Raw genomic sequence first — 17035 nt, 5'->3', positions numbered from 1 at the left:
GCCGGAAGCCTCCTACCGGGAGAACTTCTTTCGCATGGCTCCCCGGAGGATCTGGCCCGGCCGCTGCTGCTCCCCGTGCAGGGAGGTGAGAACAACGATCATCCCGGTGACGGCCGGAATGACCCACTGCATGACGCGCAACTGCTGCTGCGCCTTGGCGACCTCTTCCGGTGTCTCCTTCTCCGGCTTCACCGCGCCCTCCACGGGCACGTCGCCCGCGTCCGCGAGCCTGACCCCGAGCACCCCGGTGTAGGCGGTCGCGGCCAGCGCGGCGGCGGTCAGCGCGGCCTTGGCCGCGGTGCTCGCCCCCACCCCCTGCTGGTGCGCCACGCGCTGCTTGTTGGCCGCCAGCAGGCCGGCCGAGCCGATGAGGAAGGCGCCGATGCCCACGGCGTTGACCGGCCTCCAGCGCCCCCATCCCACGTTCGCCACCCGCAGGCGCTCGCTTCTGTCACTGACCACGTTGGCAGCGCCGTTGAGGCCGATCGCGCCCATCAACGAGCCCCCGAACCAGGCGGCCAGCCCCACGTCGTGCATCGCGCGCACGACCGTATTGCGTTCCATGCGTCTCCCCCTCGTCACAAGTGTCGGATTCGCGACCTTTATGGTTAACATCGCGCTGTTACCGCTGTGATGGGGGTTAACTACCCGGATCTACTCATGCGATCCGCTCATCTACTGATGTACAGATCAAGGTTGAGGCTGCGAACGGTCAGGAAACGGGACTTCCCCCGAACACCCGGGCGTCGAGGAACGGGTTGCGGAACTTGCCCGCGGGGTCGAGCTCGGCGGCCAGCCGCCGGAAGTCCGGAAGCCGGTCGTACAGGGAGTTCAGGCGCTCGGGACCCATGAGGAAGAGCTTGCCCCAGTGCGGGCGGGCCTCGAAGGGCTCCAGCGCCTCCTCGACCACGGCGATCACCCGGCTCACCGCGGGCCAGTCCTTCTTCCAGGTGAAGTGGACGGCGACGACGTCCTCGCGGTAGGAGGTGCTCAGCCACAGGTCGTCCGCCGCGACGGTGCGGATCTCCGAGATCTGCAGGACCGGGGCGACGACGTCCCTGACCGCGTCCAGCGCGCGGAGCGCGGCGAGGGCGTGGCGGCGCGGCAACAGATACTCCGACTGGAGCTCCTCCCCGCTGCTCGGCGTGAAGTCCAGGCGGAAGTGCGGCAGCCGGTCGTACCAGGGGCCCGGCACGCCCATCTGCGCGGTGCAGTTGACGGCGGACATCCCCGGCAGCGGGTGCCGGTCGGCCGTGGCCGCCGTGGCGTCCAGCCAACGCGGCTCCGGCTCCCACGGGCCGGGGTCGCCGTCGCGGCGCTTCACCCACACCTGGTCGATCCCGGAACCGGTCCAGCCGGTGAACAGGCCCACGCTGTACGCGGCCGAGAGGATCTCCTCGAAGTGCTCCTCCATCCGCGCCCAGGGCAGGTTCTCGTAGACGTACTGCCGCACCTCGAAGGCCGGGACGACGTCGAGGACGACCCTGGTGACGATGCCCAGCGCACCGAGGGCGACGACCGCCCCGGCGAAGCGGTCGCCGTCCTTCTCCCGGCTGAGGACGGTGATCTCACCGTCCGCGGTGACCAGTTCGAGGCCGGAGACGGCGGTGGCCAGGTTGCCGTTGGCGACGCCGGAGCCGTGCGTGGCCGTGGCGCAGGCACCGGCGACCGAGATGTGCGGCAGTGAGCCGAGATTGGGCAGCGCGTAGCCTCGGTCGTCCAGCCACCGGCTCAGCTCGCCGTAGCGCACCCCGCCGCCCACCGTGACCGTGCCCCGCACCGGGTCGAGCTCGAAATCGGCGGGCAGGCCCTCCAGCGAGACGAGGTCGCCACCGGGATGGTCGGCGATCTCGTTGAAGGAGTGGCGGGTGCCGAGTGCCCGGACGGCGCCGCTGCCGGCAACCAGTTCCTGGAGCTCCTCGATGCCGCCGGGGCGGTGGAACCGCGCGGCGCCGTAGGTGATGTTGCCCGCCCAGTTCTGCGGTTCTCTGGTCACGATGTGCCCTCTCTACGCCTCACGCCAGGCCGTACGCGGCGGATGCGCGCCACACGCGGGTGATCGTGCGGGACACGGGCTCACCGGGTGACCGTGAGGGGCACGGGTCGTGGCCGGGCGGTCGTGGCCGTGCGAGGCACGGCTCATGGCCGATGATCATCCGAGACGCGACGGCGGGCATCGCCGCACCCAGGGTAGTTCAGGAATTTCGCTACATCCGCCGCGAGTCGTCACCGCCCGGTCCGGCGCGCTCGGCGCGGGTGGCGGGCCCCGGCTCGCTCAGGGCCTCTCAAGCGTCGTCACCGCCCGCGTCCGGCGCACTCGATGCAGGTCCGGGCGACCGGGCGTGCCTTCAGGCGCTCCAGGGCGATGGGTCGCCCGCAGTCGTCGCACACGCCGTAGGTGCCCTGCTGGAGTCGTCCGACCATCTCGTCGAGGGCGGCGAGATGATCTCGTGCTCTGTCGAGCAGGGCCTGCAGATGGGACCGCTCGAAGGCGATCGTCGCCCCCTCCGGGTCGTGCTCGTCGTCGTTGGCCACCAGCGTCGACGAATCGACGAGGTCGTCCCAGTCGCGCGTCAACGCCGTGATCTGGGTCACCGTCCGCTCGCGGTCCGCGGTCAGAAGATCCCGCATGGCCGCCCGCTGAGCAGAAGAAAGCACGGTTCCCGAAGGCTGCTTGCCCATCGCCGTCTCACCCCGTCCTACCGCGGATCCGCTCCTGGCCGTGGGCGTCGCCGGCTCGTGACGCGAGGCCGCCGACCTGGGACTTCCCTCCATTTTACGGCCCGTGAGGCGAGCGGCCCCCGCCCGGCGCCCGGAGGGGCTCGTACGGCGGCGGGGACGTCCCCGCCGCCGTACGAGCCCCTCTCGTGGAAACCGGGGGCCGTCCGCCGGTGAGCGTGCCGTTGGCCGCTCCGCCCGCCGTCCGACGACGGGCCCGCTGCGATCCCCCCGGCCCCTGGTCTCTCCTGTCTCTCCGGTGCCTGCCGCCTCTCGGACGCCGAGCGGCGGGCCGTCACCTGTCCCGGACGCCGAGCGGGTCCGGGACAGGTGTTCCGGACGCGTTCCACAGGACGGGTCCTAGAAGGAGAAGATCGCCCCGGTCGCGGCGCGCACCTCGCACTGGTTGCTGAAGGTCCGCCGGTACTGGACGAAACGCCCGTTCCAGGTGCCGGTCGCGGACACGGTGACGGGGTCGTAGTGCCGCGGGCAGGCCATCCACGGCAATCTGAGGTAGGCGGGGTTGCCCTGCACCCGGCTCAGCAGCGCGCACGCCTCCGGCCCACGAGGGTGCATGCCGTACATCGGCGCGCACGCGAGCCGGACGGTCCGCGTCCTGCCCATGCGCGAGACGGTCAGCGTGAGGCGCTTGGGGTACGGGCCGTCGATCGTCGGGCCCCACGGCGGGACCGCGACGGGCGGGCGAGGCGGCAGCGGTTGGGGGCGAGGTGGCAGCGGGATCGGCCGGGGTGGGAACGGAAGGGGCCTGGGCGGCGTCGGCCGGATCCACGACGGGTCGGGGACGGGTGGTTCCGGATTCGGGCGAGGCGGCAGGGGGCGGGGCAGCGGCACCGGCCGGGGCGGCCACGGGGGCGGATCAACGGTCGATCGAGCCTCGGACGGGCCGGGTTCGTAGCGCGCCGGCTGTGCGTCCGCGGCGGCGGTACCGCTGAGGATGACGAGCCCGGCGGTGGCCAGGCCGAGGATACATCGCATGAATTCCCCCGATAAATACGAATTCAGTAAACAGCCGAATATGTCGCGTTCGGTCAGTTCGGGGGGAGCGATTTACACCCTGAGCTGCAAAGAGGCTATGTCGACGACCTTGGGATGTCTCGCAGCGACTCGCCATGGAATGCCATGAATTCAGCAGGCGGGAAACCCGCCGGACGGCCCGGATGGAGAGGGATCCGCGAGCCCGTCCGCGGCGCCGGCCCATACCCGGAAAAGCCGGTTCCGCGGTACCGATCCGGAATCCGCGGGGCCACGGCGGCTCCACCGATGCGTCCCCGTGCCCCTGGACGAGCGGAAACGACTCGACCGCGCCCGGACGGATCTCGCGGTGGGCGCGGTCGGGTGAGCGACGTGGACGCCTTGTGGGCGGCCGTCGGACCTCGTACGGCAGATCGTGCCGTACGAGGCGGGGACTGTGCGGGAGGGAGTGGGTGGTACGGGTGCGGGGCGACGCGGGCGGTGCCGGGCGGCAGGTGCGCGGGCGGTGCTACCGGTGCTGCCGGCGCGGCCGTACGCGGGAGCCGTGCCGCCCCGTCCGCTCCGCTAGCGGCCGGCGCGGTTGACCGCGGAGATGACGGCCTTGAGCGAGGCGGTGGTGGTGTTGGAGTCGATGCCGACACCCCACAGGGTCCGGCCGGCGATCTCGCACTCGATGTAGGAGGCGGCCTTGGCGTCGGTCCCCGCGCTCATGGCGTGCTCGGCGTAGTCGAGGACGCGTACCTGGACCCCGACCCGGGCCAGGGCGTCGCAGAAGGCGGAGATGGGACCGTTGCCGACTCCCTCGACCTCGCGGATCTCCCCGTCGAGACGCAGGTCGGCGCTGATGGCGTCCTGCCCGTCACCCCTGGAGGTGGTCCGGTGGGCCAGCAGGCCCAGGCGGCCCCACGGGCTCGTCGGGTTGGGCAGGTACTCGTCGGTGAAGACCTCCCACATCTGGGTGGCGTTCACCTCGCCGCCGATGGTGTCGGTGTGGGTCTGGACGGCGCGGGAGAACTCGATCTGCAGGCGCCGCGGCAGGTCCAGGTGGTGGTCGGCCTTCATGATGTAGGCGACCCCGCCCTTGCCGGACTGGCTGTTGACCCGGATGACCGCCTCGTACGTGCGGCCGATGTCCTTGGGGTCGATCGGCAGGTACGGGACCGCCCAGGCGAACTCCTCGACCGGGACGCCCGCGGCGGCCGCGTCGCGCTCCAGGTGCTCGAAGCCCTTCTTGATGGCGTCCTGGTGGGAGCCGGAGAAGGCGGTGTAGACGAGCTCGCCGCCCCACGGGTGGCGCGGGTGGACGGGCAGCTGGTTGCAGTATTCGGTGACCCGGCGGATCTCGTCGATGTCGGAGATGTCGACCTCCGGGTCGACGCCCTGGGAGAACAGGTTCATGCCCAGCGTGACCAGGCAGACGTTGCCGGTGCGCTCGCCGTTGCCGAACAGGCAGCCCTCGATCCGGTCGGCCCCGGCCATGTAGCCCAGTTCGGCGGCGGCGACGGCGGTGCCGCGGTCGTTGTGGGGGTGCAGGGACAGCACGATCGAGTCGCGGTAGGCCAGGTTGCGGTGCATCCACTCGATCTGGTCGGCGTAGACGTTGGGCGTGGCCATCTCGACGGTGGCGGGCAGGTTGAGGATGACCTTGCGGTCGGGGGTGGGCTGCCAGACGTCGTTGACGGCGTCGCAGACCTCCACCGCGTACTCCAGCTCGGTGCCGGTGAAGGACTCCGGGGAGTACTGGAAGTAGATCTCCGTGTCGTCCATCTCGGCGGCCAGCTTCTTGCAGAGCTTGGCACCCTCGACCGCGATCGCGGTGATGCCCTCGCGGTCCTGGCCGAAGACGACCCGGCGCTGGAGGGTGGAGGTGGAGTTGTACAGGTGGATGATCGCCTGCTTGGCCCCGCGCACCGACTCGAAGGTCCGCTCGATCAGCTCGGCCCTGGACTGGGTCAGGACCTGGATCACCACGTCGTCGGGGATCAGGCCCTCTTCGATGATCTGCCGTACGAAGTCGAAGTCGGTCTGGGAGGCGGCGGGAAAGCCCACCTCGATCTCCTTGTATCCCATCTTCACCAGCAGCTCGAACATCTGGAGCTTGCGGTGGGCGTCCATGGGGTCGATCAGCGCCTGGTTGCCGTCACGCAGGTCGACGGCGCACCACCGGGGGGCCCGGTCGATGACCTTCCCGGGCCAGGTGCGGTCGGCCAGCTGGATCGGCGCGAAGGACTCATAGCGCTTGAACGGCATGGGACTGGGCTGCTGCTGCGGATACATGCAAGGCTCCTCGACTGGGAAAACAATCGTGGCCGACGCGCATGGCTCGCTCCGCGACGAGGGAGCCGGCCTCTACAGGCCCTCGTCGCGGCAGCTAAGAAGCAGGCCGCGCAGCATGCCTAGCACGTTAGCAGACGTCTCAGGATGCCCGGGCCCCGGTCTCACATGGCGGGACTCGAAGATCTTCGCTCACTTGGCGGGGCCCGGAGATCTCCGGCGTCTCACCCGCGGAAGGGCCGCCGTCGCGGGGTCGGCCTCCGACGGTGCGGTGACCCGCCGATCGGATACAGTCCAGAAAAACTCTGACAGGGGGAACGGACATGAGGGACGGCGACATCCTCGCCCACATCCACGAGCTGATCGCCGAGGAGCAGGAGCTCCGGGCGAAGCTGGGCTCGCACTCGATCTCCTCGCACGAGGAGAACAACCGGATCAAGCACCTGGAGGAGGCCCTCGACCAGGCATGGGACCTGCTCAGGCAGCGCCGGGCGCGCCGCGAGTTCGGTGAGGACCCCAACTCGGCGGCCCCCCGCCCGATCGACGAGGTCGAAGGCTACCTTCAGTGATCGCCGGTCCGGGAAGTCCCTTCCTGGAGGTCGTCACCCGCCGCGCGATCCGGCCGGGGGCGGGGGCTCGGCGGGGCTCGAAGACCCGGCCGGTCCTGGAGACTCATCCGATCCCGAGCTCGGCGGGGCCGGGCCGGTTTCCCCGGCCGGGCGGCCCTCGCAGCGCGAGTCGGCAGGAGTCCGCTGCGAGACCGGGGCGAGCCAGGAGATCACGCTGTGCTCGACGTACCAGCCGTGCAGGTTCACCCACGTCCGGGGCACCTCACCGGGGTCGGGACAGAGCACCTTCGACTGCAGCCGGTCGTTCTGGATGAACTCCACGACACCGTCACGCTTGAGGACGGTGGTCATCTGGTCGTCGCTGGCGACCATGTAGCCCACCACCACCTCCGCGGACCTCTCCGCGGTCGGCTTCTCCAGGGTGATCTGCATGGCGATCAGCGGGAGGATCGGCGCCCTCATCACGACCACGCCGACCAGGAACGGGGTGAACACCGCCATCGCGATCGCGATGCCGTGGGTCAGCACCCTGGCCGGCGCCTCGGGCACCGGACCGGTCAGCAGCGCCGCGAACACCGGGGGAAGGGTCAGGAGGATCGCGGTCGCCACGTCCCGCGCGGCGAACGCGGAGACGATGGCCGGCCATAGCAGGACGTACGACAGCACGGCTGCGATCACCGGAAGCGCGTAGCAGAACGTGGTCCGCAGCTCCTCGTGGTCCGGGAACCTTTCACGCACGGTGAGCCCCAGCAGGGCCAGTGACAGCATCGCCAGCGTCGGCAGGAAGCGCAGCTGCCAGGTGCACACGCCCATCGCGACGGCGAGGACCACCACCCAGCCCGGCAGCCGCTGAGCGCTGTGCACCAGCCACGAGGAGCGGCCCGTGCTGATCCAGTGCAGAGTGCCGAGAAGCCTGCCGCCGACCACGACGACGGGCAGCACCCACACCGTGGTCAGCAGGACCGCGCTCAGCAGGCCCAGCGGGCTGATGGTCTGCACGAGCAGGAGCAGCGTCTGGGTGTCCTGCTTGCTGGCGTACCACAGCCGCATCACCAGCAGGACGATCGGGAACACCGGCAGCAGCGTGAGGAACCACTCCTGGTTCCTCGGCGCGTCCCTCACCCGCGCGTCGGGTTTCAAGGGGCGGAGGGGCAATCCTGGACGGGGAGGGTTCGCTCCCACGGCCAGCGGCGCACGTCCGGGGGAAGCGCGCACGGCTGCCGTGCCTGCGCCACGTCCACCCCCGGGTTGGCCGCCAGCAACGGCCGGATGTGTTTCTCGTACGCCTCCTCCCACATCTTGTTGTCCGGATCGGCGTAGGAGCGGTAGAGCGCGAGGTCGACCAGGGTGCGCAGCGCGCCGTTGGAGCCTGCGTTCACCGCCCACATCTCCGTCTTCTCCAGCGCGATGTCGTGGTGGCGCAGATTCCTCTCCGGGTCCGCGACGAACCCGGCCAGCAGGGCCGCGTCGGTGGTCACCGCGTCGGCCGCCCTGCCGGCCGCGAGGCCGTCCGCGAGACGATCCACGCACTTGCTGATCAGAAGCTCGGCGATGGGGTCAACCTTGATCGCCTTTTTCAGCTCGACCAGGGAGGTCGAGGTACCGAGCGAGCAGACCCTCTTGCCCTCGAGCTGCCCCAGGGAGGCGACGTTGTCGTCGGGGTAGTCGGCCCTGGTCACCACCGACTGCTCGGTGTAGAGGTAGGGCGTCGAGAAGCCGACGGAGGGATCGGCCCTGCGTTCCGGCGTCACGCTGAAGGTCGCCACCACGAGGTCGACCTTGACGAACGCGCCGTCCGTGTCGCGGGCCTGCATGCGCGCCCTGTCCTCGGTCTCGATGGACAGGAAGTCGACCTGGTCGGGCCGGAAGCCCAGATCCGCCGCGATCATGTAGGCGATGTCGATGTCAAAGCCGGTGAAACCGGTCTCGCCCGGCTTCCGCAGGGCGATGCCCGGGGTGTCCTCCTTCACGCCGATCAGCAGCCTGTCCTTGTTGAGAAGCCCCGCCTTCTCCCGTAACTCGGCCTCGGTGGGAGGCCCGCTCACCCACACGATGGACACCCCGACCACGACCGCGGCGAGGACCAGCGCGATCCAGGCGGCCAGCCGGAAGCGGCGGAATCTGCGGCGGCGGGGCGGGCCGGACGGTCCGGGCGGGCCGGACGGCGGCCCTGAGCGGGGGCCCTCGGCGTCCGCGCCCTCGGACCGCGAGTCGCGGTCGTACCGGTCGTCGTCCCACCGGCCACGGTCATACCGGTCATCGGGCCGCCGGTCGGGCTCGTAGCGGTCGTCGTCCCAGCGGTCGCGCTCGTACGCTCCGGAGGAGCGCCGCCCACGCCCGTACCGATCGTCGTCCCGCCGGTCGGACTCGTAGCGGTCGGACTCGTAGCGGTCATCGGGCCGCCGGTCGCGCCCGTCGCCCGGCCGCCGAGCACGCTCGCCCGCGACTCGGTCCCTGCGCTCACCGAGGGACGTCTCCCCCGTCTCCCGGCCGACTCGCCGGCCGGGAGCGTCACCGGCCGGCTCACCGGCCGCGCGGCCGGGCCGTACCTCACGCTCGTCACCGGCCGGGCCCTCGGGCTCCTCACGGGAAGAACCGCTCTCACGGGAAGAACCACTCTCCCCGCCAGGAGACCGGCCCCGCTTCGCGGGAGACTCGGAGGGCTCCGGAGGGAAGGACACTCGCTCCGGCCGCTCTTGCCCGTCCGCAGGTTCCTTCGCCATGACACCCCCGGACTCCGCTTTTCTGGGCAGGTTATGTCGTCATCACTCGCGGCGGGAGCCTCTTCATCAAGAAGTGATCAAACGCAGCCTTCTTGCTCCGGAAAGTCCGATTCAGCGCTTTAACGGTCAGACGGCGAGAAGGCGGTGAATTCCCTCCCCGCGCAGTTCCTCGGCCTCCCCCGAGTGGACGACGTGCCCGGCGTCGAGAATGAGGAAGCGGTCGGCGAGGCGGAGCGCCAAGTCCAGATACTGCTCGACCAGCAGGAGCGACAGGCCGGTGGCGTGCAGCCGCTCGATCGCCTCCTCGATCTCGATGATGATCGACGGCTGGATGCCCTCGGTGGGCTCGTCGAGGATGAGCAGCTTGGGACGGGTGACCAGGGCGCGGGCGATGGCGAGCTGCTGTTGCTGCCCGCCGGACAGGAAGCCGGCGCGCCGCTTGAGCAGCGGCTTCAGGCGCGGGAAGGTCTCCAGGGCCTCCTCCAGCGCCTCCTGCGGCCCCTTGGCGGCCTCCAGCGTGACCTGGAGGTTGCCGAGCACGCTGAGCTGGGGGAAGGTCTCGTGCCCCTGGGGGACGTACGCCATGCCGAGCCGGACCCGCTCGTGGGGCGGCAGGCGCGTCACGTCGCGCCCCTCGAAGGTGACCGACCCCGAGGTGGCGGGCAGCACTCCCATCACGGTGTTGAGCAGGGTGGTCTTGCCCACCCCGTTGCGGCCCATCACGCACATCAGCTGCCCGGGCTCCACCTCCAGGGAGACCCCAAACAGCACCCGGGCCCTGCCGTACCCCGCGTCAAGTTCCCGTACCGACAGCATCGCTGCGCTTCCTTCCGATGTAGACCTCCTGCACGCGCGGGTCGTCGCGGACCTGGTCCACCGATCCCTCGATCAGCACCTTGCCCTCGTGCAGGACGGTGACCTGCGAGGCGTACCTGCGCAGGAACTCCATGTCATGTTCGATCACGATCACCGTGTGGTCGTTCGCCACGGACGTCAGGAGCTCGCCGGTGCGCTCCCGCTCGTCCTTGGACATACCGGCCACCGGCTCGTCCAGCAGGAGCAGCTTGGGGCGCTGGGTGAGCAGCATGCCGATCTCCAGCCACTGCCGCTGCCCGTGGGAGAGCACCCCCGCGGGCCGGTCGGCCAGCTCCTTCAGGCCGGTGGTCTCCAGCGCCTCGGCGACGGCGTCGGAGACGCCTCGCCTGCGCCGGGCCAGCGACCAGAGCGGGCGGCGGAAGGACGCGGCCAGGTCGAGGTTCTCCAGGACGGTGAGCTCCTCGAAGACCACCGAGGTCTGGAAGGTCCGCCCGACGCCAAGCCGGACGATCCTGTGCTCGCGCAGGCCGACCAGGCTGCGCCCGTCGAAGACGACCTCGCCGGTGGTCGGGCGGGTCAGGCCGGTGATGACGTCGATGAGCGTGGTCTTCCCGGCCCCGTTGGGGCCGATCAGGAATCGCAGCTCCCCCTTCTCGACCGTCAGGTCGATGCCGTCGATGGCGCGGAAGCCGTCGAAGACCACCGACAGCCCGCGTACCTCGATCATCGGGCTCATCCGACCTCCTCCATCACTCTCGTACCGGGAGCGTCCGCGGGCGGCGGTTCGGGGTCCGTACGGCGCCCCGACCTGCGCGCCCAGGCGTCGCGCGCCGACGCCGCCACGCCGAGGATCCCCTTGGGGGCCAGGGTCATGACGAGGATGAACAGCGCGCCCTGCAGGTAGAGCCAGCCGTCGGCGAACTGCTCGCTGAAGGACGTCTTGGCGTACCCCATCACGACCGCGCCGAGGATCGCCCCGGCCAGCGCGAACCTGCCGCCCACCGCGACCGCGACGACGAGTTCGAGGGAGGGGACCACACCCAGCAGCGCGGGCGAGATGATGCCGACCACGGGCACGAACAGGGCCCCCGCGAGCCCGGCCATGCCCGCCGACAGCGCGAAGGTGACGGTCTTGACCCTGGCCGGGTCGTAGCCGAGGAACCTCACGCGGTCCTCGCCGTCCCTGATGGCGACGAGCAGCCGCCCGAAGCGGCTTTTGACCAGCTGGCGGGCGCCGAGGTAGAGCAGCCCCGTGACGATCGCGACCGTGAAGTACAGCCCGCGCTGGGTCGAGTCGGCCGCCAGGTCCTGGCCGAACAGGTCGTAGAAGTTGGTCAGGCCGTTGGTGCCGCCGGTCAGGCCCTGCTGGCCGACGAGCAGGATGACGAACGCGGCGGCGAGCGCCTGGGTGAGGATCGCGAAGTAGGCGCCGCGCACCCGCTGCCTGAACACCAGCAGGCCCAGCACCGTGGCGATCAGCATCGGCCCGACGACGACCATGGCCAGCGCGAACACCGGGTTGGCGAACGGTTTCCACAGGGCGGGCAGCTGCTCGACCCCGCTCCACACCATGAAGTCGGGCAGGTCGCCCTGGGCGTCCACCAGTTTCAGGTGCATGGCCATCGCGTAGCCGCCGAGCCCGAAGAACACGCCCTGGCCCAGGACGAGCATGCCGCCCTGCCCCCAGGCCAGCCCGATGCCCAGGGCGATGATCGCGAAGCAGAGATACTTGGCCAGCAGGCCGAGGCGGAAGGGCTCCAGTAGCAGCGGTGCGACCACCAGGGCCAGCACGGCCACCACCGCGAAGACCCCGGGCCCCCTGAGGCGTGCGAGATTCATGTGAGCGCCCTCGATCGGAGTACGAACAGGCCCTGCGGCCGGAACTGGAGGAAGGCGATGATCGCGGCGAACACGATGACCTTCGCCAGGCTGGCGTCGCTCCAGAACTCGGCGTAGGAGTTGAGCAGGCCGAGTCCGGCGGCGGCGATGACGGCGCCGCGCAGCTGGCCGAGCCCTCCGGCGACGACCACCAGGAAGGCGTCGACGATGTAGTAGGTGCCGAGGGCGGGCCCGACGGGGCCGATGAGGGTGAGGGCCACCCCGGCGACCCCGGCCAGGCCCGAGCCGATGAAGAAGGTGCGCTGGTCGACGTGGGCGGTGTTGATGCCGCTGACCGCGGCGAGCTGCCGGTTCTGCATCACCGCCTGCATCCGGCGGCCCTGGCCGGTGCGGTTCATGTAGGCCCAGACGCCGACGACGGTGGCGACGGCGAGGGCGAAGATGAACAGCCGGTTGTACGGCAGGGACGCGATGCCGCCCTGCAGCCAGGTTGGCGCCTGGACCTGCACGTTGGGCGCACCGAACAGGTCGCGGGCGAGCTGCTGCAGCACGAGGCTGACGCCCCAGGTGAGCAGCAGGGTGTCGAGCGGGCGGCCGTAGAAGTGCCGGATCGCGGTCCGTTCCAGGATGAGGCCCATCAGCCCGGCGACCAGGAAGGCGACGGGCAGGGCGACGATCACGGCCATCCGGCCGGTGAGGTCCTGGAGCAGGTAGGCGGTGTACGCGCCCGCCATGATGAACTCGCCGTGGGCCATGTTGATCACGCCCATCTGGCCGAACGTGAACGTCAGGCCGAGGGCGATGAGAAGCAGTACGGCACCGATGGACAGGCCGATCGGGAGCTGGTTGAGAAACGCCTCCACCGAAGGTCCCCTTCCTACGAGTGTTTGGCTCCGGGGCGGGCCGTGCCGCATTGTGGGTGCGTCACGGTGCTGCCCGTGATCTGGTCACGGCCCGGCCCGGAGCCGGTCTGAGAGGGGATCAGCCGTTGGCCAGGCCGCTCGCCCAGGGGTAACCCTTGAGGTAGGGGTCGGGCTTGATCGGCTCGCCGGAGTTCCAGACCTCCTTGATGAGGCCGTCGGGCTGGATCACCCCGATCCTCGCCGTCTTGTACATGTGCTGGTTCTCGCCGTCGATGGTGACCAGGCCCTCGGGACGCTCCAGGGCGATGCCTCCGGCGGCCTTCCTGACGGCCTCGACCTCGACGGACCCGGCCTTCTTCACGGCCTCGGCCCAGAGGTAGACGGCGTTGTACCCGGCCTCCATCGGGTCGGAGGTCACCTTGTCGGCGCCGTACTTGGCCTTGAACGCGGCGACGAACTTCTCGTTGGCCGGGTTCTCGGTGGTCTGGTAGTAGTTCCAGGCGACGGGGTGGCCGGCGATGTTGTCGACGCCGATGCCCTTGACCTCCTCCTCGGCGACGCTCACCGACAGGACGGGCATCTGCTCGGCGGTGACCCCGGCGCTGTTGAGCTGCTTGAAGAAGGCGACGTTGCTGTCGCCGTTGAGGGTGTTGAAGACGGCGTCCGGCTTGGCCTGGACGACCTTGTTGGTCAGCGTGCTGTACTCGGTGTGGCCGAGCGGGGTGTACTCCTCGCCGAGGATCTCCATCCCGTTCGCCGCCGCGTACGCCTTGATGATCTTGTTGGCGGTTCGCGGGAAGACGTAGTCGCTGCCGACCAGGAAGATCTTCTTCTTGCCCTGTTCCTTGAGGTAGTCGAGGCCGGGGATGATCTGCTGGTTGGTGGTGGCGCCGGTGTAGAAGATGTACGGCGAGCTCTCCAGGCCCTCGTACTGGACCGGGTACCACAGCAGGGCCTTGCTCCGCTCGAACACCGGCAGCATCGCCTTGCGGCTGGCGGAGGTCCATCCGCCGAAGGTGGTGGCGACCTTGTCCTGGCGGATGAGCTTGGTGGCCTTCTCCGCGAAGGTGGGCCAGTCGGACGCGCCGTCCTCCACGACGGGGATCAGCTTCTTGCCGAGCACGCCTCCGGCGGCGTTGATCTCCTCGATGGCGAGCAGTTCCGAGTCCCGGACGGTCACCTCGCTGATGGCCATGGTGCCGCTGAGCGAGTGCAGGATGCCGACCTTGATGCCGTCCTCACCGCCGCCGGTGGAGGCCTCGTTCGTGCCCGAGGGGGCTTCGCCTCCGCAGGCGGCCAGCGCCGTGGCCAGCGCCGCGACGACGACTCCGGAGCGCCATGCTGTGTTCCTCAATGACTTTCCTCCTTGCCGGTACGGCCCCCGCACCGATCTATCTGCCGTCAAGGTGACTGAGTGAGGTTTCCCGCCTAGTTCGCATTTGTTAATTGCGGTTTACCGGGATTTCACCGCCGTGACAGGACACGGCGGCGCGGACACCACACCATTTTTTATCCCGATATATCACCAAATTTCGTGATATCTGCTTCGGAATGCGGCGGCATACCCGCAGGAAAGAACGCGTCGAGGAGCGCTTCTTCCCCGTTCGCACCACTCGCGGCACCTGGAAACCGGCACGACATCGACGCGCAACATCATGGAAACCGCCGGTTCCTATGGTCCGGGAATGCGGCTCACACCACACGAGCAGGAACGCCTGCTCATCCACGTCGCCGCCGGTGTCGCCCGCGACCGCAGGTCACGGGGCCTCCGGCTCAACCACCCCGAGGCCACCGCGATCATCGCGTCCTTCCTCATGGAGGGCGCCAGGGACGGGCGCACCGTCGCCGAGCTGATGGACGCGGGCCGCAAGGTGCTGTCCCGCGACGACGTCATGGACGGGGTGCCGGAAATGCTGTCGTCGGTCCAGATCGAGGCCACCTTTCCCGACGGCACCAAGCTCGTCACCGTCCACCAGCCCATCCCGTGAGCCCAGGCCGATCCCGTGAGAGCCGGCCGCCCTCGCGCACACCGGGCGACCCCGTGGAGACCGGCCGCCCCGCGCACGCCGGGCGGTTCCGTGATGACCAGCCGCTCGCGCGCACGCCGGGCGATCCGCGACACACCCTGCCGCACTCCAGGAACGGTGAACGCCGATGACACCCGGTGAGATCCAGTACGGCGACGCGCCCATCCCGCTCAACCCGGGCCGCGAGCGCGTCACCGTCCGCGTCGTCAACACCGCCGACCGGCCGATCCAGGTCGGCTCGCACTACCACTTCGCCGCGTGCAACCCGGGTCTGGAGTTCGACCGCCAGGCGGCCTGGGGCACCCGGCTCGACGTCCCGGCCGGCACGGCGGTGCGCTTCGAGCCCGGCGTGGAACGCGACGTGACCCTCGTACCGATCGGCGGGCTGCGGATCGTCCCCGGTCTCCGCCCGGAGTGGGCCGGACCTCTCGACGGGAGCCCCAGTGTTCATTGAACGATCCCGCTACGCCGCGCTCTACGGCCCCACCACCGGCGACCGGATCAGGCTGGCCGACACCGACCTGCTCATCGAGGTCACCGAGGACCTCTCGATGGGCCCGTCGGGGGCGGGCGACGAGGCCGTCTTCGGCGGCGGCAAGGTCATCAGGGAGTCGATGGGCCAGGCCAGGACCACCAGGGCCGAGGGCTCGCCCGACCTGGTGATCACCGGCGCGGTGATCCTCGACCACTGGGGTGTGGTCAAGGCCGACATCGGGATCAGGGAAGGCCGCATCGTCGCGATCGGCAAGGCGGGAAACCCCGACACCATGGACGGCGTCCACCCGGACCTGGTCATCGGCCCCTCGACCGAGATCCTCGCGGGCAACGGGAAGATCCTGACCGCCGGCGCGATCGACTCCCACGTCCACCTGATCTGCCCGCAGATCCTCGACGAGGCCCTCGCCGCCGGGGTGACCACCGTCGTGGGCGGCGGCACCGGGCCCGCCGAGGGCACCAAGGCCACCACCGTCACCGGCACCTGGTATCTCGCCCGGATGCTGGAGTCGCTCGACTCCTACCCGATCAACGTCGCGCTGCTCGGCAAGGGCAACACGGTCAGCCGCGAGGGCCTGCTCGAACAGCTCCGCGCCGGGGCCTCGGGTTTCAAACTGCACGAGGACTGGGGCACCACCCCGGCCGCCATCGACGCCTGCCTGTCGGTCGCCGACGCCACCGGCACCCAGGTCACCATCCACACCGACACCCTCAACGAGGCCGGGTTCGTGGAGTCGACGCTGGCGGCGATCGGCGACCGGATGATCCACGCGTACCACACCGAGGGAGCGGGCGGCGGCCACGCGCCGGACATCATCCGGGTCGCCTCCTACGGCAACATCCTGCCGTCCTCGACCAACCCGACCCGCCCGCACACCGTCAACACGCTCGACGAGCACCTCGACATGCTGATGGTCTGCCACCACCTCAACCCGTCCATCCCCGAGGACCTGGCGTTCGCCGAGTCACGGATCCGGCCGTCCACGATGGCGGCCGAGGACATCCTGCACGACATGGGCGCGATCTCGATGATCGGCTCGGACTCCCAGGCGATGGGCCGGGTGGGCGAGACGATCATCCGTACCTGGCAGACCGCGCACGTGATGAAGCGCCGCCGCGGCGCGCTGCCCGGCGACGGCCCGGCCGACAACCTCCGCGCCCGGCGCTACGTCGCCAAGTACACGATCTGCCCGGCGACGGCCCACGGCCTGGACGGCGAGGTCGGCTCGGTGGAGACCGGCAAGCTGGCCGACCTGGTCCTGTGGGACCCGGCCTTCTTCGGCGTCAAACCGGACCTGGTGGTCAAGGGCGGTGTCATCGCGTACGCCCAGATGGGCGACGCCAACGCGTCCATCCCGACCCCGCAGCCGGTCATGCCGCGCCCGATGTTCGGCGCCGCCCCGGTCACCGCCGCCGCCACGTCGGTCCACTTCGTCGCCCCCCTCGCGCTCGAGGACGGCCTCGCCGACCGCCTGGCCGTGCGCAGGCGCCTGCTGCCGGTGGCCGACGTCCGGCGCAGGGGCAAGGAGAGCATGCCGCTCAACGACGCCATGCCCAGGATCGAGGTCCACCCCGACACCTTCGCCGTCAGCGTCGACGGCGAGGTGATCGAACCCGCCCCCGCCGAGACCCTGCCCATGACCCAGCGCTACTTCCTGTTCTGACCGGCGCCCGCTCGACCGCGGCGCCGCCTCGCCCAGCAGGTCCCGTCCAGCCGA

16 protein-coding genes are annotated in these 17035 nt (G+C 70.1%); 4 read left to right on the top strand and 12 right to left on the bottom strand.

All coding sequences use genetic code 11. The annotated features are described in order from the left end of the window. Positions 1-12 precede the first annotated feature (12 nt). The 5 genes from ACTOQ2_RS11620 to leuA form a co-directional block, all read right to left on the bottom strand. Positions 13-564 (bottom strand): hypothetical protein, encoded by a 552-nt coding sequence (locus ACTOQ2_RS11620; protein WP_440099642.1) that lies wholly within the window; start codon positions 562-564, stop codon positions 13-15. Positions 565-712: 148 nt separating this feature from the next. Then, positions 713-1996 (bottom strand): FAD-binding protein, encoded by a 1284-nt coding sequence (locus ACTOQ2_RS11615; RefSeq protein ID WP_440099641.1) that lies wholly within the window; start codon positions 1994-1996, stop codon positions 713-715. 299 nt (positions 1997-2295) lie between these two features. Continuing rightward, a complete protein-coding gene (locus ACTOQ2_RS11610) occupies positions 2296-2682 on the bottom strand; it encodes a TraR/DksA family transcriptional regulator (RefSeq protein ID WP_440099640.1) in 387 nt (128 codons plus the stop codon). Between the two features lie 396 nt (positions 2683-3078). Further along, entirely contained in the window at positions 3079-3714 is a 636-nt protein-coding gene (locus ACTOQ2_RS11605; RefSeq protein WP_440099639.1) for an SSI family serine proteinase inhibitor, read from the bottom strand. 561 nt (positions 3715-4275) lie between these two features. Then, the gene (gene leuA / locus ACTOQ2_RS11600; RefSeq protein WP_440099638.1) at positions 4276-5988 is read right to left on the bottom strand and encodes a 2-isopropylmalate synthase; all 1713 of its coding nucleotides are present in this window, start codon (positions 5986-5988) and stop codon (positions 4276-4278) included. A 320-nt stretch (positions 5989-6308) separates the two neighbouring features. Between leuA and ACTOQ2_RS11595 the strand changes: the two genes are divergently transcribed. Beyond that, positions 6309-6554 (top strand): DUF2630 family protein, encoded by a 246-nt coding sequence (locus ACTOQ2_RS11595; RefSeq protein WP_440099637.1) that lies wholly within the window; start codon positions 6309-6311, stop codon positions 6552-6554. 33 nt (positions 6555-6587) lie between these two features. On the opposite strand, the gene ACTOQ2_RS11590 is transcribed toward ACTOQ2_RS11595, so the two are convergent. From ACTOQ2_RS11590 to urtA, 7 genes are all read right to left on the bottom strand, one after another. Next, on the bottom strand, positions 6588-7694 hold the full coding sequence (locus tag ACTOQ2_RS11590; protein WP_440099636.1) for a hypothetical protein: 1107 nt from the start codon (positions 7692-7694) through the stop codon (positions 6588-6590). After that, positions 7691-9277 (bottom strand): transporter substrate-binding domain-containing protein, encoded by a 1587-nt coding sequence (locus ACTOQ2_RS11585; protein ID WP_440099635.1) that lies wholly within the window; start codon positions 9275-9277, stop codon positions 7691-7693. The genes ACTOQ2_RS11590 and ACTOQ2_RS11585 overlap by 4 nt, the downstream gene beginning before the upstream one ends. Positions 9278-9403: 126 nt before the next feature. Beyond that, positions 9404-10093: an urea ABC transporter ATP-binding subunit UrtE gene (gene urtE / locus ACTOQ2_RS11580; protein WP_440070101.1), complete on the bottom strand. Its 690-nt coding sequence runs from the start codon at positions 10091-10093 to the stop codon at positions 9404-9406. Further along, complete coding sequence (urtD, locus tag ACTOQ2_RS11575; RefSeq protein ID WP_440070102.1) at positions 10071-10829, bottom strand: urea ABC transporter ATP-binding protein UrtD; 759 nt, start codon at positions 10827-10829, stop codon at positions 10071-10073. Before urtD ends, urtE begins: the two co-directional genes overlap by 23 nt. Next, the gene (urtC, locus tag ACTOQ2_RS11570) at positions 10826-11932 is read right to left on the bottom strand and encodes an urea ABC transporter permease subunit UrtC (protein ID WP_440083132.1); all 1107 of its coding nucleotides are present in this window, start codon (positions 11930-11932) and stop codon (positions 10826-10828) included. The genes urtD and urtC overlap by 4 nt, the downstream gene beginning before the upstream one ends. After that, entirely contained in the window at positions 11929-12795 is an 867-nt protein-coding gene (gene urtB / locus ACTOQ2_RS11565; protein WP_362677314.1) for an urea ABC transporter permease subunit UrtB, read from the bottom strand. Before urtB ends, urtC begins: the two co-directional genes overlap by 4 nt. A gap of 118 nt (positions 12796-12913) precedes the next feature. Further along, positions 12914-14149 carry an urea ABC transporter substrate-binding protein gene (urtA, locus tag ACTOQ2_RS11560; protein WP_440099634.1) on the bottom strand — a complete coding sequence of 412 codons (1236 nt, stop codon included), beginning with the start codon at positions 14147-14149 and terminating at the stop codon, positions 12914-12916. A 331-nt stretch (positions 14150-14480) separates the two neighbouring features. Here urtA and ACTOQ2_RS11555 point away from each other — a divergent pair, with 331 nt between their 5' ends. From ACTOQ2_RS11555 to ACTOQ2_RS11545, 3 genes are all read left to right on the top strand, one after another. Then, complete coding sequence (locus tag ACTOQ2_RS11555; protein ID WP_362677318.1) at positions 14481-14783, top strand: urease subunit gamma; 303 nt, start codon at positions 14481-14483, stop codon at positions 14781-14783. A 166-nt stretch (positions 14784-14949) separates the two neighbouring features. Continuing rightward, complete coding sequence (locus tag ACTOQ2_RS11550) at positions 14950-15276, top strand: urease subunit beta (protein ID WP_435287046.1); 327 nt, start codon at positions 14950-14952, stop codon at positions 15274-15276. Then, positions 15266-16981, top strand: coding sequence for an urease subunit alpha (locus tag ACTOQ2_RS11545; protein ID WP_440083130.1), 1716 nt, complete (start codon positions 15266-15268; stop codon positions 16979-16981). Before ACTOQ2_RS11550 ends, ACTOQ2_RS11545 begins: the two co-directional genes overlap by 11 nt. Positions 16982-17035: the final 54 nt, after the last annotated feature.

The organism is Streptosporangium sp. H16 (assembly GCF_051918855.1).
Lineage (GTDB): Bacteria > Actinomycetota > Actinomycetes > Streptosporangiales > Streptosporangiaceae > Streptosporangium.
This window is presented reverse-complemented; position numbering and strand designations above follow the sequence as displayed.